Here is a 22,681-nt window from a genome sequence, read left to right as displayed (position 1 = left end):
GATGCGTGCGTTGCGTTTTGGAACGTCTTGGGGTGGCCTACTGTCAGGCCCGCTGGCCTGGGCACTCTCGACGCAGCTGAACTATGCGCTGGTTCCCTGGCAATGCAACCGCCAGGTGCCGGTGGTGCTCCCCTTAGCGCTGCTGCTCGTCTTGTTTTCGCTGCTCGGCGGGGCGCTGTCATGGCGGGCGAAGCGTGAAAGAGGCGCGGCCTTCAAACCGGAGCGTACGCCCGACACCGAGCGGTTCGTCGCCAATCTCGGCATGCTGTCGGCGCTGCTGTTCGCACTTGTCATCGTCATGCAAGGCAGCGCCGCGCTCATCCTGGACAAGTGCTTGCGATGAACCTCGACGCGCTGTTCTCAACCTCGATCTGCTATGGTGCCGGCGCGCCAGAAGCCGGGTGGACGCTCGCGCTGCCCATCACGCTGCCGCTTGCCGTCCTCGGTATCATCTATGTCGTGGGAGCGAGCCGGCTTTGGCGGCGCAGCGGCCGCGGCAGGACATTGCGGCTGCGTCAGGCGCTGCTGTTCACCGCCGGATGGGGCGTGTTGACGGCCGCATTGGTCAGTCCCATTCATGCGCTCGGCGAGCAGGTGTTCGCGGCTCATATGATCGAGCATGAACTGCTGATGGCCGTGGCTGCGCCGCTACTGGTCGCTGCCTGCCCGGCCGCGGCCTTGATGTGGGGTCTCCCCGCCCGGTTCCGCCGCGTTCTGGGAATTGCCGGGCACGCCGGATGGTCGAACGCGGCCTGGGCTTTCGCTACCCGGCCGCTAAGCGCGACCATCATGCATGGCATCGCCATATGGATGTGGCACATTCCGGCGCTGTTCGTGGCAGCGCTGGAGCGCGGCGTGCTGCACTATGCCCAGCACGCGAGCTTCCTTGGAACCGGCCTGCTGTTCTGGTGGGTGATCTTGCCGCGCTCCGGCCGTCAGCAGAACTATGGCGGCGCGGTTATGCATCTCTTCGTCACCTCGCTGCATACCGGCCTGCTCGGCGTTCTCCTGTTGGTTTCGCCGCGGCTCTGGTACCCGGAGAATGCCATCGGTGCCGCGCTGTGGAATTTGAGCCCGCTGGAAGATCAGCAACTTGCCGGGCTGGTGATGTGGGTGCCGGCCGGGTTGATCTACGGCGGGGCAGCATTGCTGCTGGCCGGGCTGTGGATCAAGACGAGCGGAAGGAGGGTGTCGGCGTATGCGCTCGGGCCTGTCTAAACTGCTTGCCGCCGCCAGCGCCGCGCTGGTGCTGCTCATCACCGTCGTGGCCGGGTTGACCTGGTGGTCCGATCGCGCCGCGCGCATCCGGCACGAGGCGGAGGCGTCCACGGGCGGTGAGGTAGCGCGCGCCCTGCCGATCATGACCGCGAATGGCTGCTCCGGCTGTCATACGATTACGGGTGTGCCGGGCGCGCAGGGGCAAGTTGGCCCTCGCCTCGACGCCAGCCTTGCCGACCGTGTCATAATCGGCGGCGTCCTGGCCAACAATCCGGAGAACCTGGTCCGCTGGATACGATCGGCCAGGGAAATCAATCCGCGCACGGCCATGCCATCGACCGGGATTACGGAGCAGCAGGCGCGCGATATCGCTGCCTACCTCTACGCCCTGAAGTGATTAGCTTCCGGGGCGTCGCGACCACAGGCCGCGACCGGGGTCATAGCCGACCACGGCTGCCAGGAAGAACGCTAGGAGACCGATGAGTACGACCAAGGCTGAGGCGGCATCGAACCGCAGATACAGCGCAAAGCGGATCAACTCGACCGCCGAGCTGAAAGGATTCCAGGCGGCGATCGTTGCCAGGACCGGCCCCGCCTCGGCGAGATGCCAGAGCGGATAGAGAGCCGTCGAGGCAAAGAACATCGGGAAGATGACGAAATTCATCACGCCGGCGAAGTTCTCCATCTGCGTCGAGACCGAAGATACCAGCAATCCGAAGGCACCAAGCATCAGTCCCGACAGCAAGAGCGCCGGAAACACCGCGACATAACCGAGAGCCGGCGGCCGCACGTCCCAATAGCGTGCGATAACCAGGAACAGATAGACCAGCGGCAGTCCGACAATGACGCTGGCGAGCAGTCGCGCGGCAAGCAGGTACCAGCGCGGCAACGGCGCCGTGAGCAACAGGCGCATGCTGCCCATCTCACGGTCATAGACCATGGCCAGCGAGCTCGCCATGGCGTGGAAGAGCAGCATCATGGCCGCCAGGCCGGGCACGACATAGACTTCGTAAAGCACGTAGGTCTGGTAGGGCGGCGTGATCGACAGGCCCAGCACGGACCGGAAGCCGGCGGCGAAGATCGCCAGCCAGACCAGCGGCCGCACGATCGCCGAGAACAGACGGCCGCGCTGCCTGAGCGTGCGCAGCATTTCCCGTCGCAGGATGCCCGTGAGCGCCCGGCAGGCGTGATGCATCTTCATGGCGACCTCGTCAAGGACGCGAACGCCTCGGCCGTATTGGCCACTCCGACAGCGGCGGCCATGCGGTCGGCGCGGCCGCCCCAACGCACACTTCCCTCATGCAGAACCACGACATTGTCGGTGGGGGCCACTTCTTCAAGGAAGTGCGTGGCCCAAAGCACGGCAATACCACCGTCCCGGCAGAGGTCGCGCACATGCCGCTCAAGGGCGCGCCGGCCCGGCACATCGAGACCGGTGGTCGGCTCGTCGAGTAGCAAAAGACGCGGCCGGTGCATCAACGCCCGTGCGATCTCGACACGCCTCCGCTGGCCGCCCGACAGGGCGCGAACAGGATCATCAATCCTGTCGGCCACTTCGAGCCGGCTGAGTTCCTCGCCGGAACGTTCCTTGCTCAACCTTTTGGGGAGCCCATGCAGGGCGGCATGATAGCGCAGGTTCTCGCCAGCTGTCAGGTCGAGATCAAGCGTCGGCTGCTGGAAGACGACACCCATCTCGGCAAGCGCGGTTGATGGGCTAGACTTCATCGCATGGCCGAAGACAAGGACTGACCCGGCGCGAGCGTGATAGAGACCTGTAACAAGCGAGAACAATGTCGTCTTGCCGGCGCCATTGCGGCCGAGCAGAATGCACATTCCGCCCTCCGGCACCGAAAATGACACATCATCCAGAACCCGTCGGCTTCCGAAGCTGTGGCTGAGATGCTCGACCGACAAGGCGTTCATGGGCCGATCACAACGCCCCATGGCCCGCGGCCTACCGGCAGCGATTTCACAACCTCCTGGTTCTCGAGATCGATAAAGGATATGTCGCCGGAATTGCCGTTGGCGCTCACCAGACGCTTTTGGTCCGCGGACAGCGCAACGTGCCAGGGTCGTTGGCCAACAAGATAGAGCCGGCGGACCGCCAGTGTTTTCACATCGACTTCAGCCACCCTGTTGGCCGGTCCAAGCGCCACATAGGCGGTCGCGCCGTCGCGGGACATCTCCATGCCAACCGCCTGCACGCCCTCGCGTCGGATACCCGGCACCGCGAACTCGATCTTTCCGGTTTGGACGTGCGTCGCCGTGTCGAAGACGGTCACGGTGCCCCGGATCTCCGACGAGACCCACAACTGCTTGCCGTCCGGCGAGAACAAAGTCGCGCGCGGTCTCGTGTCGACCAGCAGGTTGTCCACGAGTTCGAGCGTGCCTGCGTCGATCAGGTGCACCATGCTGGTGGTCTCCGACGTGCAGGCGACATAGCGGCCATCGGCGCTGGCCGCCATCCCTTCCGGTTCGACACCGACATCGACGGTGCCGATGACCTTGGCGGCAGCGATGTCCACGACCGACACCAGATTGTCGTTCTCGTTGGCGACGAACAGCCGCTTGCCGTCAGGATGAACCACGAAGAATTCCGGATCGGCTCCCGACGGCAACTGCCCGAGCAGCTGGCGCTTTGCGACGTCGACCACGTCGATGCGGTTGTCGTCGCCTTCCGCGACGAACAGCATCTTGTTGTCGGTCGAGAGCGCCAGTCCGCGCGGACGTCGGCCGACGTCGATCGTCGCCAGCAAAGTCATCGTCGCGCCATCGACGACCGCGACGGTGTTGTCCTGCTCATTGGACACGTAAATGGTCTCCGCGGCGGCGGGAACAGCAAGAGCGAACGCCGCCAGCAACAACGCCATTAGAACTTGCATGTGCTCTCCTCCAGGTCGATGCCCAGCGTGTCGAGCGGCGTGCGCTGATGCAGGAAGCCCGGTTGCGGCGAGTTGGAGATCAGCAGGCGCGGCCCGGCGATCAAAATGGGCTGGCGCATCTGTCCGTCCCAGGCACGGAAAGTGAGCCCCTGCCCCTTGAAGCCAGCGAGAAGAAACGCATCGCCGCGTATATATTTGCCGATTGCCGCGGTATCGAGACTGTGCAGACGCGTCGCCGCTTCGCCGATACTGCGCACAGCGAGCCAGGCGGCGTAGTCGCTGGGCAGCATCCAGCGCCCGGCCTGCCTATGGAAACGATCCTGGAGTTGCGTGGCGCCCCACTCCTCGCTGACCGCGCTCCAGCCTGTGGCGACCAGACCTTGGGTGCCGGCGACGATCCTCGGCAGAGCAGTGCGCCCCTCCAGATAGGCGCCGAATTCATCCGCTTCATCGGCGACCACGAGAACATCATAGTCGCTGACCTGCGTGACCGCCGGTATTTCGGTCTGCAGCGTGACATGCCCGGTGTCGGCGCGTCCATTGGCTGGCCTGAAGGCCCATGCCTGGTCGGTCGTGATCTCGGCTCCGAAGCGAGCCGCCGCCCGTCGAAAGGCCGCCGCCATGGCCTGATCCTGCGGATGTGGCCCCACGAGCAGGAACCAACGCCGCCAGCGTTTCCAGACGAGATATTGCGCCAACCCGTCGGCGAGCATGGCGCGGCTCGGGATCGTGTGCAGAACATTCCTGCGGCAATCCTGCTGGCGCAGCGCATCGTCCGGCGCTCGGCTGTTGAGCAACGTCATCCGCTCAGCCCCGGGCGCGGCACTGGCCTGCAGAAGCTGACCGGCATCGAGATCGGCGATGACAAAGGCGATGCCGGCATCGGCGAATTGCCTTACAGCGTCGGCCGGAGCTTCAGCGGGTGCCAGGATCCTTTCCTCCAGTCGAAATTTCTGCCCAAGAAACCGACCGGTGCTGTCGTCGTCGGCAATACCGAGCCTTGCGCCTTGCAGGCCGTCATCGGCGACGGCTTCGTCAAGGGGTCCCAGAGGCAGAGCGTCTTTGCGCTGTTGGCCGATATAGCCGATCACCATTGTCTGTTCCTCGGCGGCGCCAGGGCCGGGCATCAACAATAGAAAGAAAAGGGCCAGCATCAGTCTCATTGTGTCGAATTTCCCAGCCTAAAGCGCGCCGATCCCGCTTCATCGCGACGTGAAATTTCGACGTCGCGCACGATGCGCGCCGGCGATCCTTCCAGAACGATGACCCTGTCGCCCAGCGACGAGGCGTATGCGAGATCGTGGGTGACCAGCAGCGTGGTGGGGCGCCGCTTGGCGAAACTGTCCTGCAGCAGGTTGCGCATGGCTTGCGCCGTCGCTTCGTCCAGTGACGCGAACGGCTCGTCGAGGAGCAAGAGCGCGGGCTCAACGGCGAGCGCCCGGGCGAGCGCTACGCGCCGCGCCATGCCGCCTGAGAGATGTTGCGGATAGTCCTGCTCATGACCTTTCAAGCCGACAGCAGCGAGCCACCGGGCGGCATCGGGCGCCTGACCCGGGACGGCGAGTTCGACATTGCGCAAGGCGGTGAGCCACGGCAGCAGCCTCGGCGTCTGGAAAAGCATGCCTATCAGACGCGCGCGGCCGCTCACGCTGCCGAGAAATTCGCGGTCGATCCCAGAGACGATTGACAGCAGCGTCGACTTGCCGACACCCGACGGGCCGGTCAGGACGCAGACCTGCCCGTCTGCTATATCGAGCGACAGCGCGCGAAAGATCGTCCGGCGTTGGCCGCCGTCACCCGGGAAAGTCTTCTCCTCGATTCTGATCCTCAGCATCAGCGTCGCCATGCGAACAGACGACGTTCCAACGGCACAAGCAGCCCATACTCCATCGCAAGCATCACGACGCCGAAACTGATGGCATAAGCCAGGATGTGGGTGACATCGAAATTCTGGAAATAGACCTGCAGCTGGAATCCGACGCCGTTGGAGCGGCCGAGCAATTCAGCGAGCAGCACGATCTTCCAAGTCAGTGCCAGCCCGCTGCGCAGGGTGACCAAAAAGAAAGGCGCCAATTGCGGCAGCACGACATACCGCAGCATCGCAGCACGGCTGAAACGATAGAGTTCGGCCATTTCGGCAAATTCCTTGTCCAGCCGGCCGGCGCCTTCACGGATAGTCACCACAACGTTGGGGATCTTGTTGAGCGCAACCGCCAGGACAAGCGCCGTGTCGGCAAGACCCATCCAGATATAGATCATGATGACGGTGATCAGCGCCGGCATGTTGAGGAGCAACACGATCCAGGGCCTAATCCAGATGTCGGCTCTGCGCGAGCGGCCTGCCGCGTAGCCAAGGGCCGCGCCGATCAGGATTGCCGCCCCGAGGCCTGCGGCGACGCGTGCAAGCGAGATGCCGAGATGGTATAGCAGCTCGCCCCTGACCGCTTCGTGCAGGAGAACCGAAACAACCTGGACCGGACCGGGAAACAGCCGATCGGCGGCGACCGATGCCGCGATCTGCCAGGCAAGCACCAGGGCAAGCAATGCCGCAGCCGACTGCCAACGGTGAATGTTGGTGGTAATGGCAGAGACCTCGGTCATGATCGCCAGCTCAAGCCGGTATGGTCCAGAAGACACTGGGATCCAGGCTCGTTGCCTTGCCGACCAGATCCTCGCCGCCCAATTCGGCCAGGATTGCAAACAACCGGGCCGCGCCATCACGTTCGTCTTTGCCGAAGCGGCGAGGGATTCCGGCCCGATAAGCATCGCGTAGCGCCGCCTTCAGGAGAGGATCGTCGGTACCCAATTGCGACGCAAGCATGCGCCATTCGCCGTCCGAGGACGCGAGCAACGACTTCGCCGCCGCAGTTGCGTTCGTGAACCGCGCGAGGGCAGTCGGGTTGGCCCGGGCCCAGCTTTCATGGAAGACGTAGCCGAGCATCGGCAGTTCCGCTGAGACGTCAAGCCATTGCAGCATTTGCGCGACGCTGAGCAGAGGCCTTGCTCCTCCTGACTCGAGACGGGCAGCGAAATTCCAGAATGTCAGCAGGCCATCCAGTCGCCGCGCCAGGAATTCCTGCTCCAACAAAGGCGGCACGCCGAACACCGGATGCACCTCTTCAGCAAGATCACGCTTCAGCTGACGGAGGCTAAGCGCGCGCAACAGAATCCAGCTTTTGTCCAGCGGACCACCCGCGATCCCCAGCATTTTGCCCTTGAGGTCCGCAAGACTTCGAACGGGCGAGTCTTGTGGCAATTCGAGGGCACCTACGGCACGAGAATAGGGATAGAAGACCAGATCGGCGCCTTCGCTTCGTTGGCGCATAACCCACACCCAATCCGAAACGATGACGTCGACGCTGCCCGCCAGCAATGCAGTCTTGCCCGCTTCGGCGCCGGCAAGCCGCTGTGCCTCGATTGATACTCCGTATTCGGTGTCCAACGCTTGCCGCCGCATGACATCGACTTCCCAGGCAGCGGTGCCATATCCCAGCACGCCGAACCGCACGCGCGGCTGTGCCGCGGCTTCCGCTGAAACAGCCAACGGCCAGCAAGCAATACCTGCAAGAGCCGTCCGCCGCGAGATGCGACCCTGATCGTGCCGGGGCAGCCATTCGCATGAGGGGTTCGCAGTTATCACGGGGCGCACCGATGTGAAGGAACTCACCTAACGTTGCGGCAGCAGGAATGTTCCTCGACAGTGCATGGAACTACCTGGGAATTGACCTGGCGCCATTGCGAGAAGGCTCGCCATGCACTGCGCGGGAATGGTCAAGCGAAGGCGATTGTTTGGGCCTACGGTCCGCTCTTGGGATCATCGACCTCCAGCGCGTCCATTACAGCCGCCAGATCGTCCCCTTCGGATCTCACGCTCTGCACCCCGGCGTTCTTTATCGCTTGCTCGATAGCATCCTCGATGTTTCCGAGTTCGTCCTCCCTTACGTCGCGGCCGTAACCAGCCACCTCGGCATCCTGCTCGAATTGCTGGGCGAGCACCGCGACGCTAACTTCCTCTTGGCCAGGAAGTGTGCCGACATTCTCCTGTAGCCAGTTTTCAAAGAACTCTCTGGTCGCGCTCATCTCAGACCCTTTCGCCAGATTAAGTGCGGCGGTGATCCGAAGTTCCATGATGCTTTAACTTTCGCGGTGGCGCTGTGACAGCGGTTGCGGCCGCGACCTGCGCGAGGGGCTCGATGGGCAGTGGCCTTTCTCTTCACGCCTCGGTTGGAGACTCGCTCTTATCGCTATCCGGTTGACACCACGTGGAACAAGGTTGTTTCGCGCAGGTTGGGCGCAATGACACGTTCGTCCGGCTCACAAATTCTTGACGTTGCTATCGTCGGCGGCGGCCCAGCAGGGCTCGCCGCGGCCACGTATTTGGCCAGGTTTCTGCGGTCCGTTATCTCATTCGACGCTGGGGATGCGCGCGCCAAGCTTATTCCAAAATCCCATAACTGCCCCGGCTTCCCAGACGGCATCAACGGGGATGAACTACTCGGCCGCCTGCGAGCCCAGGCACGCCAATACGGGGCGAGCATCGCCGATGGTTACGTAGCGCACGCCGAAAAACGCGAGGAATGTTTTGTTCTGACGACGGCCGGCGGGATGGTGCAAGCAAGGCGTGTAATTCTGGCAACGGGCATTGTGGACAAGGCACCTCCGATTGAAGGACTGCAGCAGGCGATCGCAGATGGCATTGTCAGACTATGCCCGGTTTGCGATGCATACGAGGCCAGGGGTAGCTGCATCGGCGTCGTTGGCCCGGAGCATCTCGCCGTCAGGGAGGCTCTGTTCCTGAAGGAATATGGCAGCCGAGTTGCATTGCTCGCCAATTACTCGGACGATGTTTCCGAAGCTGCCCGCGCAGTCGCATTGGCAGGCGGAGTAGAAATCTGGGACGCTGTCGATGACCTGATCCCTCGACGAACCGGCTTCGATGTCGTCATGGCCGAGGGCGCCCCGCTGCGCAACATCGATGTGGTGTACCCTTCCATGGGCTGCGACGTACGCTCCGAACTCGCGGTTGCGCTCGGGGCTATCTGTGACGAAGAGGGCTATGTCCTGGTCAACCAGCATCTTGAGACTTCAACGCCAGGACTCTATGCCATCGGTGACGTGGCGGAGGGGCTCAATCAAATTGCTGTTGGGTTCGGACACGCCGCCACGGCTGCAGCTCACATTCACCACGACCTGGGCGAGTGCGCCGAGCCGGCGACGAAATGTCGATGAAGTCGACCTGCGAACGCACTCTACCGCCGCTCAACTCTTCGCTCCATTGTGACCCGGAGCTTGTTCCACCCGGCGTAATACTTCTGGCTTCGGCTTTCATCAAGTTCTCTTAGGCGCGGTGGCAGGTTTATGAAGGCGCACGCGCCGGCGAACGGCGGGAGAAAGGAATGAAAGTTCTCGTCACTGGCGCGTCAGGTCTGATTGGGAACGCGCTCTGCGCGCGCCTGACAGGTGAGGGACATGAGGTGGTTCGCGTGCTTCACCGCGCAGATACCGGCATCCATCCTGAGACCTCAACGGTTTTACTGGATATGGCGCGGGCCTTGCGACCTGAGGATTGGACGCCCTGTCTGACCGGTGTGGACGCCGTTGTAAACTGTGCTGGCGTTCTGCAGGATAGTGCCGGGGAAAACACCCGGCATGTCCATTTGACCGGCGCCTCGGCTCTCTTCGTCGCGTGTGAGCAGGCAGGTGTGAACAAGGTCATTCACTTTTCCGCCATCGGGGTCGATCGCCAGCAGCCCTCCGCCTTTTCCGCCAGCAAGCTTGCCGGCGATGCAGCATTGATGGCGCGTCGACTTGAGTGGGTAATCCTGCGCCCTTCAGTGGTGCTGGGAAGGCCGGCTTTCGGCGCAAGTGCGCTTTTTCGCGGCCTCGCGGCTTTGCCGCTCTTGCCGTTGATGCCCGACACGGGCCGTCTCCAGGTCGTTCAGCTCGATGACGTGATCTCCACCGTTCTCTTTTTCCTCAAACCCGGCAGCCCATCGCGCCTCACGCTGGAAGTTGCTGGGCCCGTGGCGCTTTCGATGAGCGAGGTAGTCGGTTGCTATCGCCGCTGGTTCGGATGGCGCAGTGCTCGGGAGTTCACCTTGCCCAATTGGACCGCAGCTATCTTGTACAGGTTGGGGGATGCCGCGGCTCAGCTAGGCTGGCGCCCGCCGATGCGCACCAATGCTGCAAAAGAGATCACGCGGGGCGCTGTCGGTGATCCCCGGCCGTGGATGACGGCGACCGGCATTCAACCGTCCAGTCTCACAGCTGCACTAGGTATAAATCCTGCGACGGTGCAGGAGCGATGGTTCGCCGGTCTTTACCTCGTCAAGCCGGCGCTGTTTGTCGTTTTGCCGCTCTTCTGGATTCTGACCGGTATCATTTCCCTCACCATCGGCTGGCGCAGCGGAGTTGACTTGCTGATTGGCACTGCTGCCGGCGGGTTGGCCGAACCGGCAGTCGTCGCCGGCGCACTGGCGGACATCTTCGTGGGAGCGCTTATCGCTTGCCGCCCAACCAGCCGGCTTGGTCTTTTCGGCGCAATCACGGTATCGCTTTTCTATGCGATCGCTGGGAGCATTTTGCGGCCGGATCTTTGGTTTGAACCACTCGGGCCCCTGTTGAAAATCTTCCCGATCCTCGCTTTGCATTTTGCAGCGCTGGCCATTCTGGAGGAACGCTGATAATGTACTTTGTGCTCAAATACCTTCACGTCATCGGTGCGGCTGTGCTGCTCGGGACTGGCGCCGGCAATGCGTTTTTCATGCTTATGGCACACCGGACCGGAAACGCCGCGACGATCGCCGCCGTCGCCCGCATGGTCGTCCTGGCTGATTTCCTGTTCACGGCTACGGCTGTTGTCGCACAACCTCTGACCGGACTGGGCCTTGCTCGGCTTGCGGGGTATTCGCTGTCGGAAGGCTGGATCGTTCTCTCGATCCTGCTTTACATCGTAACCGGCGTGTTCTGGCTGCCTGTCCTGTGGATGCAGATCGAGATGCGAAATCTGGCGACACAGGCCGCCCTGTCCAACCAGGCCCCGCCCGAGCGCTACGATCAACTGTTCAGACGCTGGTTTGTCTTCGGCTTCCCGGCTTTCGGCGCCGTCCTCGCCATCTTCTGGCTGATGATTGCACGTCCGGCAATTGAGTGGTCCGCGTTGTAGCTACGCACGACCGGCGAATCATCAACCCGCAAATGGTCTGCCGCGCCTGGCAGGCTCATGGCGGCGCAATGTAGTGCGCTCGGGAACTAGGCTCGCCGCCGCAAGTTCTTTGGGATGGCCAACCATCCCGTCACCAGCGTGCTCACCTCGATCGGCACATTGACCTCCCGCCCCGCGGCATTCCTGATCCTGTTGGCCTATGCAGTCCTTTGGATGATCTTCGAGCGACAGAGCCTCGACTGGCATGGAGCGGCCACCTTGTTCACCTGGGCCATGACGCTATTCATTCAGCGGGCAGAGCACCGCGACACCCAAGCCATTCACGCCAAGCTGGACGAGATCCTGCGATCAGATCACAATGCTTCCAACATCACACGGATCGACGACGAAGAGCCTGAGGAAATCGAAAAAGAGCGCTATCGCAGGCAGCAGGGCGATTGATGAGCGGCGCTTCGGTTTGCGACAGGGGCTTCTTTTCGAGGATCTCCGCGATAAGGCAGAACACTGGGGCCCTGCCTCCGTCAGGTAGCAGTTCGTCTACGCCCGTCGCGACACTCCACCGACAGACAGGGGCGATAAGATTTCTTGGCTACGGGGATCTCCGCCCTTGGCAGCGCTCCGATGGGGGGCTCAAGGGATTGAAAGTCTCACACCTCTCTGCTGGCTCCCGTACCCGAAAGAGAGAGAGAGGATCTTCAAACAGGACAGAGTCCCTGGGGCGTCAAAATGTGCTAAAAAAAAGCCCGCCTCGCACAATTGCGAAGGCGGGCTAGATGGCCTGACGAGATGGGAGCATCAAGCTGGCTCAAACCTTGCTTGACCGGAAATGTTCCGGATGATGTGAGGAAATCCGAAATCATTGTTACGAACCGCAAACGGCCAAGAACAATACAAAGAGGCCCGCGCCACCCAAAGCGAACGCGGGCCCCGGCGGTCCACGCCGCAACTAACGCCGTCGAAACTGGCCAGGTTTCTTCCGCTCTCATATGTGCGACCCGCCGAGAGCCCGGAGATCAACGATTGCCGAGCGGTTCAGCCAAGAGTTCCAAGGCTTTGGCTGCAATCTCATTGCGCGGCTGGTTGCGACGGTTGTGTGCCTTGCTGGTCGCCGCCGGTGCTCGTTTGGGGCGTAGGATTCTTGTCGACCTCGGGATTTTGGTCGACTGGTTGGCTGTTCATGGTGTCGGTTTTGGATTGAACGGGATCGTTCGCAGCCGGGTTGGCACCTGACGTAGCCGCCGGCAGGTTGTGCTGCTGATCCGTCGAAGGATCTTTGATAAGGACACCATAGACCTCGGCAACACCCCAGGCGACGATCGCCAGGAGCAGGGCAGTTAGGAGGACGAAAAGAACCGGACGGCCAAGCGTGGCTTGGCGGGCGCGATTTTCAGGAACATTGTTCGTCATAGGTTACGCTCTTTCAAGAGATGGCCCGCGCTTTCGGTCTAGGTTGCACGGGCCGACCAGGACGAGGACATCATGGCCAGCGCCATGAACCTGATGAGGACAGGCCGCTGTCTCAAAACATCCGGCGAGGGAGAGCGTTCCGAAACCGTCTAGAAAAAAGTCGCCTCGCGATCCAGCGCGCCGTCAGACTTGAAAAGATCCGCGTTGAAAGATCAGCTGCAAGTGCACAATCAGAAGCGTGTGCCAATCGAGAACGCTCCAGAGTTCGCGTCCATTGTATCCCGGCAAATCTCCCGAAAGCGCGGAACAGACACATCATCACTTTCCCGTACCCGCATGTTGAGGCAGCACCGGAAGGTGCCAGCCGCATTCGCTGTCCATTCGCAAAATTTTTGGCAAACTGTTCATTCTCAAAAAGTCGTTGAGTGACGTTGCCGTTTTCTACGATCTGAACGGCCCACTCTCCGTCGAGCCGTTCAACGCGCACATCGTTCGCTGGCGTATTCTCGGCGCCTGATGCCATCTTCAATCTCTGCCTCTGATTTTTCTTGCTTATCAGCACACATATCAAGCGCTGCAAATTACATAGGTTAGTGAGCGCGAAAGAGGGCTCTACGGACGGCCGTCGCCTCGCGGAACTGTCCTGTGGTCAATAACATTTGCGGTCCAGTCGGCGTGCCTAAGCCACAAAGCTAAACAACTTTCATCGGATAGCCTGACCGCGATACTAATGACGTGCCGCCCCGGTACTTTGCCCCACAGGCGTGACCGCAAATCCTGACCTGGCGTTCATTTCAATCTGCTATCGGAACAAATCGCGCGCCCGCGAATTTGGAGGTGTTTGTGGCGGTGGGATGAGGATCAATGGCGCCAAAAGAAGTTTCGCTAACCGGAGCGCCGAAACCGTTCCTAACCCGGCTGACACGTGAAGCTGTTCCCCGTCACGAGATCGACTTCATCAGCAAGATTGGTAGGCTCAGCCGCGAGGAAGTCATTGAACTCCTGAACAAGCACCGCGGTGATCGAGAAGCTGTGTTCTTGGAACTCGCTTCGCGCAGGATTAGGTGAGTCCACGGCATGTTTTCAGTCTTGGCCAAACGACCGGATCTGGTGGCTTGGGTAGGTCGGAACGTGGATTCGCTTTGCTGAAGGCAGGCCTCGCTGATTACGGCATAGGGCGGCGCGACATATCCTCTCAAACGCGCGAGAAAATAGTTCGCGCATCTCGCTGGCTCGGACGCCAATTGTTGAGGACCTCTTTCGCCGTGACTGTTTCAAGCTGTTCGCTGAACCGCGATCGATAGAGTTCCGTCAACCGTGGCGAGAACACAGACGTCCGTCTCGCCGCCGGTGATGAACAGCGTATCAACCTGCATGCCATTTAGGAGATCGTCGAGGCGACCTTTGGTCCAGGGCAAATAGACTTCTTGTCCACAATCTTGGCGGGTGGAACGAAACGCTTGAGATCCGGCATGAGTTCGATCAGTTCAGCGTCGATATTCTCGATGGTGGCCTCTGCCCAGCGTCGGTAATATTGCACCCACATACCCATGCCCTCCCCGGGTCTCCCCGCCGGTATGAACCGCGTGAAGATCGTTCGCTCGGCATGGCCGCCGGCAAGCTCTTCGATGGCCGGCAAGACCTCTTTCGTCCAAGGAACCGGCCAGGGCCGGCGGCGCCGAAGAGGCCTTGCATGTCGACGCAGATGTGAACGGCAGATTTGCCGAGGGGGCCGTGGACCAGACGGCGTGCAGCCATCTCCAACTCCCGGGTGCGCAATTGCAAAGTGGCTTCAAAGCGACGCGTTGTCATTGGCCTGCCGCGCTGCCTCGGCTTCGGCAACATCGATCGTGCAAACCTCAGCACCGCTGTCGTCGCGCACGCGCACCAGCCATCCCGTCAGGTCGTCATTGCCCGGCTGGAGGTCAATCAGCATATCAATTGCGCAACGCACAGCTTCGGCGCGCGCAGCCTCGGCACTTGGCATGTCACAGGGTGGAAGCAAGCGAGCCTCGTCGCCTTCGCGGTACTCAAATGTGTAGATCTTGCTCACCATGCCATCGGTTACGCCAGAATCTGTCGGTCGAGTGTCAGTTCTATCGCCAGACCCTTCGAAGGTGGCAGTCTGCACGAGAATGGCCTTGGCACGGTCGATAGCCCCGACCCCCGAGGCCTCATCGACAAGTTCCCCTCGTGCCATTTCCACCGACACGGATTCGCCTCCCTCGCCCTGGAAAACCACACGCAGTAGCGACCTGCCCTCAAGACCTGAGGTTGGCTCAACGTTGACACCTACGATCTGCATAAAAAACCTCCTTGGTTGTCTGTGACAAACAAAGGTTTTCAGCACTGGTTCCAGGACGAAAGCGATTCTTTGCGCAAGGAGCAAAGCGCACGGCCAACGAACGCCATTAAGGCAGTCTTCAGGCGATGCAAAGACTTGGTCCCGTCCGCGCTTCGGCCGTCAAGCTGCTACTCTCTATGCTCGTTATACAATTCCTTGGTGGCGTTGTCGCTCTGGCGTTGTTCAGCTGGCTCTTTTCGGCGACGGGTGAACATCGCGTAGAGGATCGCCGCCAGAAGGATCAATGGACCAGCAGCAACCACCAACACCCACATATCAACGCCAGACATTGTTGCCTCCTCGTGAAATGGGATTGTCGGGTCGAGTTCCCGCCGCGCTAACAGCCCGAATGCCGAAATGTTCCGGCAACAAGCAGCCAGGTGAAACGAATTGACCCGTCTTGCAGACGTTTCATCACCTCCCCTTGGAAAGCGCCATAGGCTTCGACAGATGGCAGCGATGGACAGGCCGGAGACAGAAAGGTTCTTCCTCAAGAAACGGCTGTTGCGATGAGCGGCCGAAGCACTGCGGCGCGGAACCCTCCCCGGCCCGCCGCTACGCGGAAGCAAACGCTGTTTGTCGAAAATTGACCGACAGATCACCTTTCGCGGGAACCTGCGGCGCCACTCTCAGTTGGGTCAGCACCCAAACGGGTGATTTCAACCAAAGGGAGATTGTCAAATGACAGCCACCAAGAAAGCAAGTGCCAGCACCAAGGGTCTTGAGGACCTCATGCTCGACGGCCTCAAGGACATCTATTATGCCGAAAAGAAAATCCTCAAGGCGTTGCCGAAGATGGCCAAGGGCGCGGAAGACGAGCAGGTCGCCGCCGCATTCGAAAAACACCGTGTAGAGACCGAGGGCCAGGTCGAGCGGCTTGAGCAGGTGTTCGAAATTCTCGGCGTCGCCGCGCGCGGCAAGACCTGCCCTGCCATTGACGGCATCATCGAGGAAGGGTCCGAAATTCTCGACGAATATAAAGGATCGACGTCGATTGACGCGGGCCTCGTCGGCGCCGCGCAAGCTGTTGAGCACTATGAGATCGCGCGCTACGGCACGCTGATCGCCTGGGCATCCTCGCTTGGGAAAGATGACATTGTCGAACTGCTCAATGCTACTCTTGAAGAGGAGAAGGCCACTGATGAGGCCCTGACGTCCCTCGGCGAGTCCGGCGTGAACGACAAGGCGGCCGAGCAGCAAAAAGCCGCTTGAACCTATCAGACCGACGCAACAGGGGCCACGGCATCGCCGCGGCCCCTGGCTTATGGAGAGGTCAGCTAGACCACCGCCAATCTGCTGTCAGGCAGGCAATCGGCCGCAGCGCCTGGGGCCACTATTGCTCTTCGGGAAGCCATAACGCACGGCAGCCGCTTCGCGCAATTTTTGCGCTGCGTCGAGAAGCTCCTCCTCGCTGGTCAATCCGTTCATGAAGAGCTTCAGCAGATGCGACGCCGTCCTTGCTGCCTCGGGCGAGGTAAATGGCAATCCGTTCTGTTTGCAAAGCGATCGGCTCACACGAGACAACATTTCGATCTCGCTCGGCTCAAGACATCGACCGGGGTACAACATGATTGTTTCCTCTCGTGGCTTCGTGTGCTGCCTGTGATCGGCGCTTGTGTTCAGCACTTCACTCGCATGACTGATACGTGACTAGTGCGCGCTGCGATCTGAGCCGATCCTCCCAAGGAGCGCGCACCAGGATGGCTGGAATATCCGAGCCGGTCATTAACCTATGATTGGTGGGGCTGCTTGGTAACTTTTGTACATCTGCGCAACCATGCGAAGCTGGACGAGACCTTGCAATCAGCTCACGCGGCCGCAAATATCACGCGGATAGACGACAAGGAGCCTGAGGAAGTCGGGGAGCATCGCCGTCGCGAGCAGCAGGGTGACTGACGCCGGGCGGGCGACAAGCGCCTTCGCATAGCAGCGGGTGGGAACCACCAGCCGCCCATTGAGTTCGACCATCTTCTGAACCCGGATGCGGAACATGGCGGATATCAGCAACGCGCAACAGAAAGTCATGGCCGAACTTATCCGGCGGTGGATCACGTCGGACACAAACCGGCGCCAGATTCGGCAATTGCTGGACCGGCCCTCCGATATTGATCTTCCGTCTGAACATAAATCATTGCTCGATGAGCTTGACCGGAAGCTCAATGAGTAGTGGTAGCCGCGGTACTGTATTGACCGTGGGGACGCTTCGACCGGAGACGAGAAGTTCTGAAGGACACTACGGCGACGGCGACCTGTTACCGAGCAGTCAATGACACCGCCAGCGTGACAAGCTCTGATGTATTGGCCGGTTTGCCCACGAATTTTCCGGCTTTGAAAGCTTCGCTCCTGCCATCAAGATCTGTGCCGCTGTAAACAAGAAAGGGTATTTGACGCAACGCCAGCTGCTCCGCGATCTCATCACTAGCGCAGTCCCGTAGAATGATATCCAGGATCGCGATATCCGGTTGTAGATATGAGAGAATCTCTGTCGTGCGCTCGCATGAAGGAGCGGCGGATACAGCGAACCCGGCGCGCTTCAGCGAAGCCTCAAGGTCGGCGACGATGAAGGGCTCGTCCTCCACAATGAGAGCCAAGGGTTTTCGCATGGTAGCCTCCCTTTTACGAAGCCGTCGACAGCCGCTCGCCAATCGAAGGCAGAGTACGCCATTTGCGGCGAGAGTCACTTTCAAATATTTTCCAGGCCGCCGGACGGCAAACCGCTTTTCGAGCCGTGTCCAGGGAAGTAATCCTTGCCACCTCGAACCATCAGTCGACAAGACTCGGCCATCCGGCCACTGCAAAACAACTGCCGTCCACGGTTCGCATCGAAACCCGGAGTCCATGGATCATTTTGCAGTTTCGCCAGTTAGGCGCCCACATTTGCAAACCGGCATCGTGCCAGACGCTGGGTCCGAGGCGCAGTATTTTGCCCGCAGGTGCGGCTTGTGCACGGAAGAAGCGGTAGCGCTCATGATCGCGGATCACGGTTACGAAGGTCGGATCGTCGCTAACAAGATGTCCAGGCTTGGTCGAAAAGCGGTGAACAAATCCCGTCGAACCGACAAGGGCGCCGGTGCCGAATGAACGGGCCAGGTGGCGAAGGAGCTTGGGACGCCACAGGACACGTCGCCGGCCGCGGGCATCCGCAAAGCAACAATGAAATGCCCGGCAATCGATAATCAGGCGAGGTAGCCGGACCTGTCAACTGCGGTCGACAAATTCGTTGCTGAGACTGGTGGCGCCGCTCTCCGTCAGGTCCTGATGCAGGAAAGCCAGATTGTTTCCGTCCAGTATACGGAAAAACTCATCCCATTCGACAGGTTGCACTCGCCCGCCATCCTCACCGAAGTCGACCCGCAGAGTGGCGCCTTTGGCTGAATCTCGCACCACAGCAGGCCTGCCTTCACGCGCTTCGATCCATGCCCGGATCACTTCGTGATTTGTGGTTTTCAGGGCCTCGCTCATAGGATCTCTCCTTGCTGCAATAGTGCCTATCCGAAGGAAGCCAGGCGCCCGCTCTATTGTTGCTGGACCGCCTGAAGCATTTCCCCCAGAGACAAAAGGCCCGTTACTTTGGGCAACGGGCCTGATGGGATCCGAGTGGACCCGGGATCGCTTGGGGGGAGCGATCTGTCGTCAAACCGGCACGACGCCCGAATGTTCCACCGATCGGCGGCTTTCTCTCCGGATCGCGCAGTTCCTGCATGGCAGGAAGGGAGTTTGGCCGTACCCGACTCGGGACGCCAGACCGCTGCTGGCTGTCATGTCCGAATAGCGCTCCTTGGCCTCGGAGCTTGGCGATTGTTCGGCGATGGGCAGGCAGCGCCGGTTGTCGGGAACCATTCGCCGGCCCGCCGGTTCGGGGACAAATTGCTGGAGCCTCTATTGCTGGAGCCTCGCCAAATTCCTGGAGCCTCGCCATGTCCAACGCAGCGGAAATTCTCGTCGACACTTTGATAGCCTGGAACGTCGAAGTTGTGTTCGGCCTTCCAGGAGACGGCATAAACGCCATCATGGAGGCCCTGCGGCGCAACCAGGAAAAGATATCCTTCATCCAGGTGCGGCACGAGGAATCGGCAGCCTTCATGGCGTGCGCGTATGCGAAATGGACCGGAAGGCTGGGCGTTTGCCTGGCAACATCGGGCCCCGGCGGCACGCACCTCCTGACCGGGCTTTACGATGCCAAGCTCGATCAGGCGCCGGTGCTCGCCATCACCGGCATGCAGTTTCACGATCTCATCGAGACGTTCACGCAGCAAGACGTGGATTTGACGCGCGTCTTCAACGACGTCGCCGTCTACAATGCGCAGGTCTCTGACGCGGCGCACATGGAGAATGTGGCCAGCCTTGCCTGCCGCACGGCGCTGTCACGCAAGGGCGTTGCCCATCTTTCGATCGCCAGCGACATTCAGGAACAGCCTTCGGACGCTTCCATACGCTCCAAGCGCAACCGGCCGGCGCACACGCCGCAAGAGATGTTTGCGCCGCGCTGCTTGCCGGCGGATGGGGAACTCGACAGGGCGGCAGCCATTCTGAACGACGCCTCGCGCGTCGCGATCCTGGCCGGGCGCGGCGCGATGGGCGCCGCGGCGGAGCTTGAGGAAGCCGCGACCTTGTTGCAGGCACCGGTCATCAAGGCGCTGCTCGGCAAGGCGGTGCTGCCTGACGATCACCCTCATACCACCGGCGGCATCGGGATACTGGGCACCCTGCCATCGCAGGAAGCGATGGAAAACTGCGACGCCGTGCTGATTGTCGGTTCGACGTTTCCCTATATCGAATATTATCCGAAACCGGGCCAGGCGCGCGGGGTCCAGATCGACTGCGACGCGCAGCGCATCGGCTTGCGCTTCCCTGTCGAGTCGGGCCTGGTTGGCGATGCCAGGGAAACACTGGCCGCGCTCAACCGCAGGCTCACCCGAAAGGCCGACAACCGGTTCCTGGCCGAGGCGCAGGCGTCGATGCAGACATGGCGTGAGATGATGCGGCAATCGGAGGATGGCCAGTCGCATCCGCTCAAACCGCAGCTTGTCGCCCGTGCATTTGGAGAGCGGCTGGCCGGCAACACCGTGCTTGCTGCCGATTCAGGCCAGAACACCGAATTGGCTGCGCGGCACGTCGACTTGCATCATGGTCAGGCCTTCGGCGTCTCCGGCGCTCTGGCGTCGATGGCATGCGGCCTGAGCTACGCGATCGCCGCCGGCATCGCCTTCCCGGGCCGGCCGATCGCCGCCATTGTCGGCGACGGCGGACTTGCCATGCAGCTCGGCGAATTTTCGACGGCTGTCCGCTACCGCATCCCCCTGAAAGTTCTGGTCATCAAGAACAACATGCTGAACCAGATCGCCTGGGAGCAGATGATGTTCCTCGGCAACCCGCAATTCGGCTGCGAATTGCAGCCGATCGATTTCGCCAAGGCGGCGGAAGCGATGGGCGGCAAAGGCTTCAGCATAGAGAGCGCCGATCAGGTGACGCAAGTGCTCGACGAAGCCTTCGCCACGCAGGGGCCGGTCATCATCCAGGCGCTGGTGGATGCCTACGAGCCGATGATGCCGCCGAAGATGCCGCCGGATTATGCAAAAAATTTCCGCAAGGCGCTGCCTGAGACGCCTGGGCACGAGCGCATCGCGGAAAATGTCGCGCGTGAGCCGGCCAAGACGATGATGGAGGCCGGCGAATAGAACAGCCGATGCCGACGATCAGGAAGGGCATTCAGCGACGAAGCGACCTGGCCCCCGAGAAATAATCGGTCGCAACGTCAAGTAATCTAGGAACATGTCAAACCGCCGGAGGTTCGGGCTGTATCGCAATCAGGCGATCAACTTAGGAGACTTCGATGATCAAACTTCTCATGGCATCTGCTCTCGCGCTCGCTCTCGCGGGCTCGGCCATGGCGCAGTCCGGATCCGGCGGTACCGCAACCGGATCCGGCGGTACCGCAAGTGGAGACAATGGTACCGGCAAAACGACGGGTACTGGCAACGGTGGCAACACCGGCACCAACAGTGGCACCGGCACCAACAGTGGCACCGGTGGCACCGCACCAGCCGATCCGAACGCCACCAACAGCACGACCAATACGAACGGGATGACGGACCGCTGCAAGGATGCAGCAGGGAACGACACCAACACCAACACCGCAAGCGGCGCCACGACGTCCACCAAGCAGAACTGCAATAAGTAGAATTCTGCCGTCGGCCGGGCGGCTTCGCGGTGCGCCCGCTGTCCCACTCGCAGCATGAAAACAGGCCCGCCGATCTCGGCGGGCCTTTTGTTGCCGGGCAGGACGCGTGCGGTCGCCCCGTATTCAGTCCTTTACATAAGCTCCGGGCTGGCGACCGTTCTTGGGCGCCTTGGCATCCTTGGAATGCTCCGCGATCGATGGACCGGCACCGGAGGTCTTTTGCGTTGCGGGGCTGGGTGTGGCGTGCCTCGGAGGGTTTTGATCGTCCGACTGATGGGTCTCGTCCTCGACCTCGCCTTGCTTGCGGGTTAGCCCAATTCCCCCAGCGGGCTCTTTATTGCCTGCCGCGTCCTGGGAGAACTCATCGGCCGGATCGGGATCGTTATTTGCCGGGTATTTCCTGGCGCCCGTCTCGCGGCGGTTTTCCTGATTGCTCATGACGTATCTCCAGTTTGACTGCAATGAACAACAACCCTCACCTGGCAAGAGCGTTCCCGCACCAAACCCGTTCAGACTGATCGCGTGGAACAAACATCAATGACCCGGATTAGGGAGCGCAAAGGAGGATCGGTCATGGACAGGGAAGAGCGCATCAGACGCCGCGCCCACGAAATCTGGGAGCGCGAAGGCTACCCCGAAGGGCGCCAGCAGGAGCATTGGGACCAGGCGGTGCAGGAGGTCGAATCCGAAAGCTCGGAAGCCGAGCGCGGTCCGGTTGTCCCTGATCCGACGGTCGGCTTTGGCTCCGCCCCGACCATCAACAAGCCTGCTGGCTAAATTGGAAGCACGCGCAGAGCGAAAGAAAAAAACCTGCAATGGCTCGCGCTATCTCATGGACAGTGGTTATGCTGGTCGTGCTGGTCGGCACCTGGCTCTGGTTCGATCGCGACATGGAACGCCCTGCTGGCGGCGCCCACCAACCAGCACCCCACTCGATCGACCAGGGGCGATTGAAAATCTATAACGCTGGGTGGCTGAGCTAATTAGCACAGCGCAGTGTCGCCCATAGCTCAAGGCCGATGCGGCGCGGCAGACCCGATCGGCAAAGCCGGCGACCACCCAAACCGGCAGCACGAAATACATCAGGATGGGCACCATCGGGTCGGCGAGCTTCTACCGGCTCTTCGGCGCCGATACTTGTTGGACGAGCTTCAAGACGACTGCCGCCAACAGGGCCTGGTTCGTGGGCTTCTGCAGCACGGCCACCTCGGCGAAACGAGGCGGCAGGGAGGAATCACCATAGCCGGTCACGAAAGCAAACGGGATGCCCTTTTCGCGCAGCGTGTCTGCCAGCACGTAGCTCGTCTCGTCGTTCAATTGCACGTCCAGAAGCACGGAATCCGGCTGTTCCCTTGCGATGCTGTCGAGCGCCGCTTCGACTGAAGGCACAGGCCCGACGACTTCGCACCCCGCTCGTCGCAGATGCTCCGCATGGTCCTCGGCGATAAGCCATTCGTCTTCCACGATGAGGATGCGAAGAGCGG

At 61.1% G+C, this 22,681-nt stretch carries 30 protein-coding genes; 12 read left to right on the top strand and 18 right to left on the bottom strand.

The window, feature by feature from the left end; genetic code table 11:
- Position 1 precedes the first annotated feature (1 nt).
- Genes FJ977_RS18765 through FJ977_RS18755 form a run of 3 tightly spaced genes read left to right on the top strand, consistent with a single transcriptional unit; the run spans position 2 to position 1,615 of the window.
- On the top strand, positions 2 to 343 hold the full coding sequence (locus FJ977_RS18765; RefSeq protein WP_140773720.1) for a hypothetical protein: 342 nt from the start codon (positions 2 to 4) through the stop codon (positions 341 to 343).
- Entirely contained in the window at positions 340 to 1,218 is an 879-nt protein-coding gene (locus tag FJ977_RS18760) for a cytochrome c oxidase assembly protein (RefSeq protein WP_140773719.1), read from the top strand. Before FJ977_RS18765 ends, FJ977_RS18760 begins: the two co-directional genes overlap by 4 nt.
- Complete coding sequence (locus FJ977_RS18755; RefSeq protein ID WP_140773718.1) at positions 1,199 to 1,615, top strand: c-type cytochrome; 417 nt, start codon at positions 1,199 to 1,201, stop codon at positions 1,613 to 1,615. The genes FJ977_RS18760 and FJ977_RS18755 overlap by 20 nt, the downstream gene beginning before the upstream one ends.
- Here FJ977_RS18755 and FJ977_RS18750 read toward each other — a convergent pair whose 3' ends face one another.
- The 8 genes from FJ977_RS18750 to FJ977_RS18715 form a co-directional block, all read right to left on the bottom strand.
- Entirely contained in the window at positions 1,616 to 2,419 is an 804-nt protein-coding gene (locus FJ977_RS18750) for an ABC transporter permease (RefSeq protein WP_140773717.1), read from the bottom strand. It lies immediately after the preceding gene.
- Positions 2,416 to 3,141 (bottom strand): ABC transporter ATP-binding protein, encoded by a 726-nt coding sequence (locus FJ977_RS18745; protein WP_140773716.1) that lies wholly within the window; start codon positions 3,139 to 3,141, stop codon positions 2,416 to 2,418. Before FJ977_RS18745 ends, FJ977_RS18750 begins: the two co-directional genes overlap by 4 nt.
- Positions 3,138 to 4,100, bottom strand: a complete 963-nt coding sequence (locus tag FJ977_RS18740) for a PQQ-dependent catabolism-associated beta-propeller protein (RefSeq protein ID WP_140773715.1) — start codon at positions 4,098 to 4,100, stop codon at positions 3,138 to 3,140. The genes FJ977_RS18745 and FJ977_RS18740 overlap by 4 nt, the downstream gene beginning before the upstream one ends.
- On the bottom strand, positions 4,088 to 5,263 hold the full coding sequence (locus FJ977_RS18735) for an ABC transporter substrate-binding protein (protein ID WP_140773714.1): 1,176 nt from the start codon (positions 5,261 to 5,263) through the stop codon (positions 4,088 to 4,090). The genes FJ977_RS18740 and FJ977_RS18735 overlap by 13 nt, the downstream gene beginning before the upstream one ends.
- The gene (locus tag FJ977_RS18730) at positions 5,260 to 5,934 is read right to left on the bottom strand and encodes an ATP-binding cassette domain-containing protein (protein WP_246683169.1); all 675 of its coding nucleotides are present in this window, start codon (positions 5,932 to 5,934) and stop codon (positions 5,260 to 5,262) included. Before FJ977_RS18730 ends, FJ977_RS18735 begins: the two co-directional genes overlap by 4 nt.
- Positions 5,934 to 6,701 (bottom strand): ABC transporter permease, encoded by a 768-nt coding sequence (locus tag FJ977_RS18725; RefSeq protein WP_140773712.1) that lies wholly within the window; start codon positions 6,699 to 6,701, stop codon positions 5,934 to 5,936. The genes FJ977_RS18730 and FJ977_RS18725 overlap by 1 nt, the downstream gene beginning before the upstream one ends.
- A 10-nt stretch (positions 6,702 to 6,711) precedes the next feature.
- Positions 6,712 to 7,644 (bottom strand): ABC transporter substrate-binding protein, encoded by a 933-nt coding sequence (locus FJ977_RS18720; protein ID WP_246683167.1) that lies wholly within the window; start codon positions 7,642 to 7,644, stop codon positions 6,712 to 6,714.
- 251 nt (positions 7,645 to 7,895) lie between these two features.
- Entirely contained in the window at positions 7,896 to 8,228 is a 333-nt protein-coding gene (locus FJ977_RS18715) for a hypothetical protein (protein WP_181179949.1), read from the bottom strand.
- A gap of 168 nt (positions 8,229 to 8,396) precedes the next feature.
- Between FJ977_RS18715 and FJ977_RS18710 the strand changes: the two genes are divergently transcribed.
- From FJ977_RS18710 to FJ977_RS18695, 4 genes are all read left to right on the top strand, one after another.
- A complete protein-coding gene (locus tag FJ977_RS18710) occupies positions 8,397 to 9,329 on the top strand; it encodes an NAD(P)/FAD-dependent oxidoreductase (protein ID WP_140773711.1) in 933 nt (310 codons plus the stop codon).
- 167 nt (positions 9,330 to 9,496) lie between these two features.
- Positions 9,497 to 10,783 (top strand): SDR family oxidoreductase, encoded by a 1,287-nt coding sequence (locus tag FJ977_RS18705; RefSeq protein ID WP_140773710.1) that lies wholly within the window; start codon positions 9,497 to 9,499, stop codon positions 10,781 to 10,783.
- Positions 10,783 to 11,265, top strand: coding sequence for a DUF2269 domain-containing protein (locus tag FJ977_RS18700; RefSeq protein ID WP_140773709.1), 483 nt, complete (start codon positions 10,783 to 10,785; stop codon positions 11,263 to 11,265). Before FJ977_RS18705 ends, FJ977_RS18700 begins: the two co-directional genes overlap by 1 nt.
- 114 nt (positions 11,266 to 11,379) lie before the next feature.
- Positions 11,380 to 11,706 carry a low affinity iron permease family protein gene (locus tag FJ977_RS18695; RefSeq protein WP_140773708.1) on the top strand — a complete coding sequence of 109 codons (327 nt, stop codon included), beginning with the start codon at positions 11,380 to 11,382 and terminating at the stop codon, positions 11,704 to 11,706.
- A gap of 624 nt (positions 11,707 to 12,330) precedes the next feature.
- Here the strand turns inward: FJ977_RS18695 and FJ977_RS35860 are convergent.
- The 4 genes from FJ977_RS35860 to FJ977_RS35855 all read right to left on the bottom strand — a co-directional run bounded on the left by FJ977_RS35860 (position 12,331) and on the right by FJ977_RS35855 (position 15,306).
- Positions 12,331 to 12,672 (bottom strand): hypothetical protein, encoded by a 342-nt coding sequence (locus tag FJ977_RS35860; protein ID WP_181179948.1) that lies wholly within the window; start codon positions 12,670 to 12,672, stop codon positions 12,331 to 12,333.
- A gap of 1,381 nt (positions 12,673 to 14,053) precedes the next feature.
- A complete protein-coding gene (locus FJ977_RS36750) occupies positions 14,054 to 14,311 on the bottom strand; it encodes a hypothetical protein (protein WP_348643214.1) in 258 nt (85 codons plus the stop codon).
- 153 nt (positions 14,312 to 14,464) lie between these two features.
- Entirely contained in the window at positions 14,465 to 14,977 is a 513-nt protein-coding gene (locus FJ977_RS18675) for a hypothetical protein (protein ID WP_140773706.1), read from the bottom strand.
- A 167-nt stretch (positions 14,978 to 15,144) separates the two neighbouring features.
- On the bottom strand, positions 15,145 to 15,306 hold the full coding sequence (locus FJ977_RS35855) for a hypothetical protein (RefSeq protein WP_181179946.1): 162 nt from the start codon (positions 15,304 to 15,306) through the stop codon (positions 15,145 to 15,147).
- Positions 15,307 to 15,697: 391 nt separating this feature from the next.
- On the opposite strand from FJ977_RS35855, the gene FJ977_RS18670 reads away from it, so the two are divergent.
- Positions 15,698 to 16,228, top strand: a complete 531-nt coding sequence (locus FJ977_RS18670; protein ID WP_140773705.1) for a ferritin-like domain-containing protein — start codon at positions 15,698 to 15,700, stop codon at positions 16,226 to 16,228.
- Positions 16,229 to 16,315: 87 nt separating this feature from the next.
- Here the strand turns inward: FJ977_RS18670 and FJ977_RS18665 are convergent, their stop codons facing one another.
- Positions 16,316 to 16,585 carry a hypothetical protein gene (locus FJ977_RS18665; protein WP_140773704.1) on the bottom strand — a complete coding sequence of 90 codons (270 nt, stop codon included), beginning with the start codon at positions 16,583 to 16,585 and terminating at the stop codon, positions 16,316 to 16,318.
- A gap of 234 nt (positions 16,586 to 16,819) precedes the next feature.
- Positions 16,820 to 17,008, bottom strand: coding sequence for a hypothetical protein (locus FJ977_RS18660; RefSeq protein ID WP_140773703.1), 189 nt, complete (start codon positions 17,006 to 17,008; stop codon positions 16,820 to 16,822).
- Between FJ977_RS18660 and FJ977_RS35850 the strand changes: the two genes are divergently transcribed.
- Positions 17,007 to 17,183, top strand: coding sequence for a hypothetical protein (locus FJ977_RS35850; RefSeq protein ID WP_181179944.1), 177 nt, complete (start codon positions 17,007 to 17,009; stop codon positions 17,181 to 17,183). The two genes, FJ977_RS18660 and FJ977_RS35850, sit on opposite strands and share 2 nt — an antisense overlap.
- Before the next feature lie 85 nt (positions 17,184 to 17,268).
- Here the strand turns inward: FJ977_RS35850 and FJ977_RS35845 are convergent, their stop codons facing one another.
- Both FJ977_RS35845 and FJ977_RS18650 read right to left on the bottom strand, forming a co-directional pair.
- Positions 17,269 to 17,619: a response regulator gene (locus FJ977_RS35845; protein ID WP_181179942.1), complete on the bottom strand. Its 351-nt coding sequence runs from the start codon at positions 17,617 to 17,619 to the stop codon at positions 17,269 to 17,271.
- Positions 17,620 to 18,214: 595 nt separating this feature from the next.
- Entirely contained in the window at positions 18,215 to 18,478 is a 264-nt protein-coding gene (locus FJ977_RS18650; protein ID WP_140773701.1) for a hypothetical protein, read from the bottom strand.
- Positions 18,479 to 18,933: 455 nt separating this feature from the next.
- On the opposite strand from FJ977_RS18650, the gene FJ977_RS18645 reads away from it, so the two are divergent.
- Positions 18,934 to 20,694 carry a thiamine pyrophosphate-dependent enzyme gene (locus tag FJ977_RS18645; RefSeq protein ID WP_140773700.1) on the top strand — a complete coding sequence of 587 codons (1,761 nt, stop codon included), beginning with the start codon at positions 18,934 to 18,936 and terminating at the stop codon, positions 20,692 to 20,694.
- Positions 20,695 to 20,849: 155 nt separating this feature from the next.
- Positions 20,850 to 21,197 carry a hypothetical protein gene (locus tag FJ977_RS18640; protein WP_140773699.1) on the top strand — a complete coding sequence of 116 codons (348 nt, stop codon included), beginning with the start codon at positions 20,850 to 20,852 and terminating at the stop codon, positions 21,195 to 21,197.
- A 123-nt stretch (positions 21,198 to 21,320) separates the two neighbouring features.
- Here FJ977_RS18640 and FJ977_RS18635 read toward each other — a convergent pair whose 3' ends face one another.
- Positions 21,321 to 21,635 carry a hypothetical protein gene (locus tag FJ977_RS18635; RefSeq protein ID WP_140773698.1) on the bottom strand — a complete coding sequence of 105 codons (315 nt, stop codon included), beginning with the start codon at positions 21,633 to 21,635 and terminating at the stop codon, positions 21,321 to 21,323.
- 135 nt (positions 21,636 to 21,770) lie between these two features.
- Between FJ977_RS18635 and FJ977_RS18630 the strand changes: the two genes are divergently transcribed.
- Positions 21,771 to 21,974: a DUF2934 domain-containing protein gene (locus tag FJ977_RS18630; protein ID WP_140773697.1), complete on the top strand. Its 204-nt coding sequence runs from the start codon at positions 21,771 to 21,773 to the stop codon at positions 21,972 to 21,974.
- A gap of 336 nt (positions 21,975 to 22,310) precedes the next feature.
- Here the strand turns inward: FJ977_RS18630 and FJ977_RS18620 are convergent, their stop codons facing one another.
- Complete coding sequence (locus FJ977_RS18620; protein WP_246683163.1) at positions 22,311 to 22,661, bottom strand: response regulator; 351 nt, start codon at positions 22,659 to 22,661, stop codon at positions 22,311 to 22,313.
- Positions 22,662 to 22,681 lie beyond the last annotated feature (20 nt).

The sequence above is a fragment of the Mesorhizobium sp. B2-1-3A genome (genome assembly GCF_006442655.1).
Classification (GTDB): domain Bacteria; phylum Pseudomonadota; class Alphaproteobacteria; order Rhizobiales; family Rhizobiaceae; genus Mesorhizobium.
The sequence above is the reverse complement of the archived record's forward strand: the minus strand, read 5'-3'. Positions and strand labels throughout refer to the sequence as shown.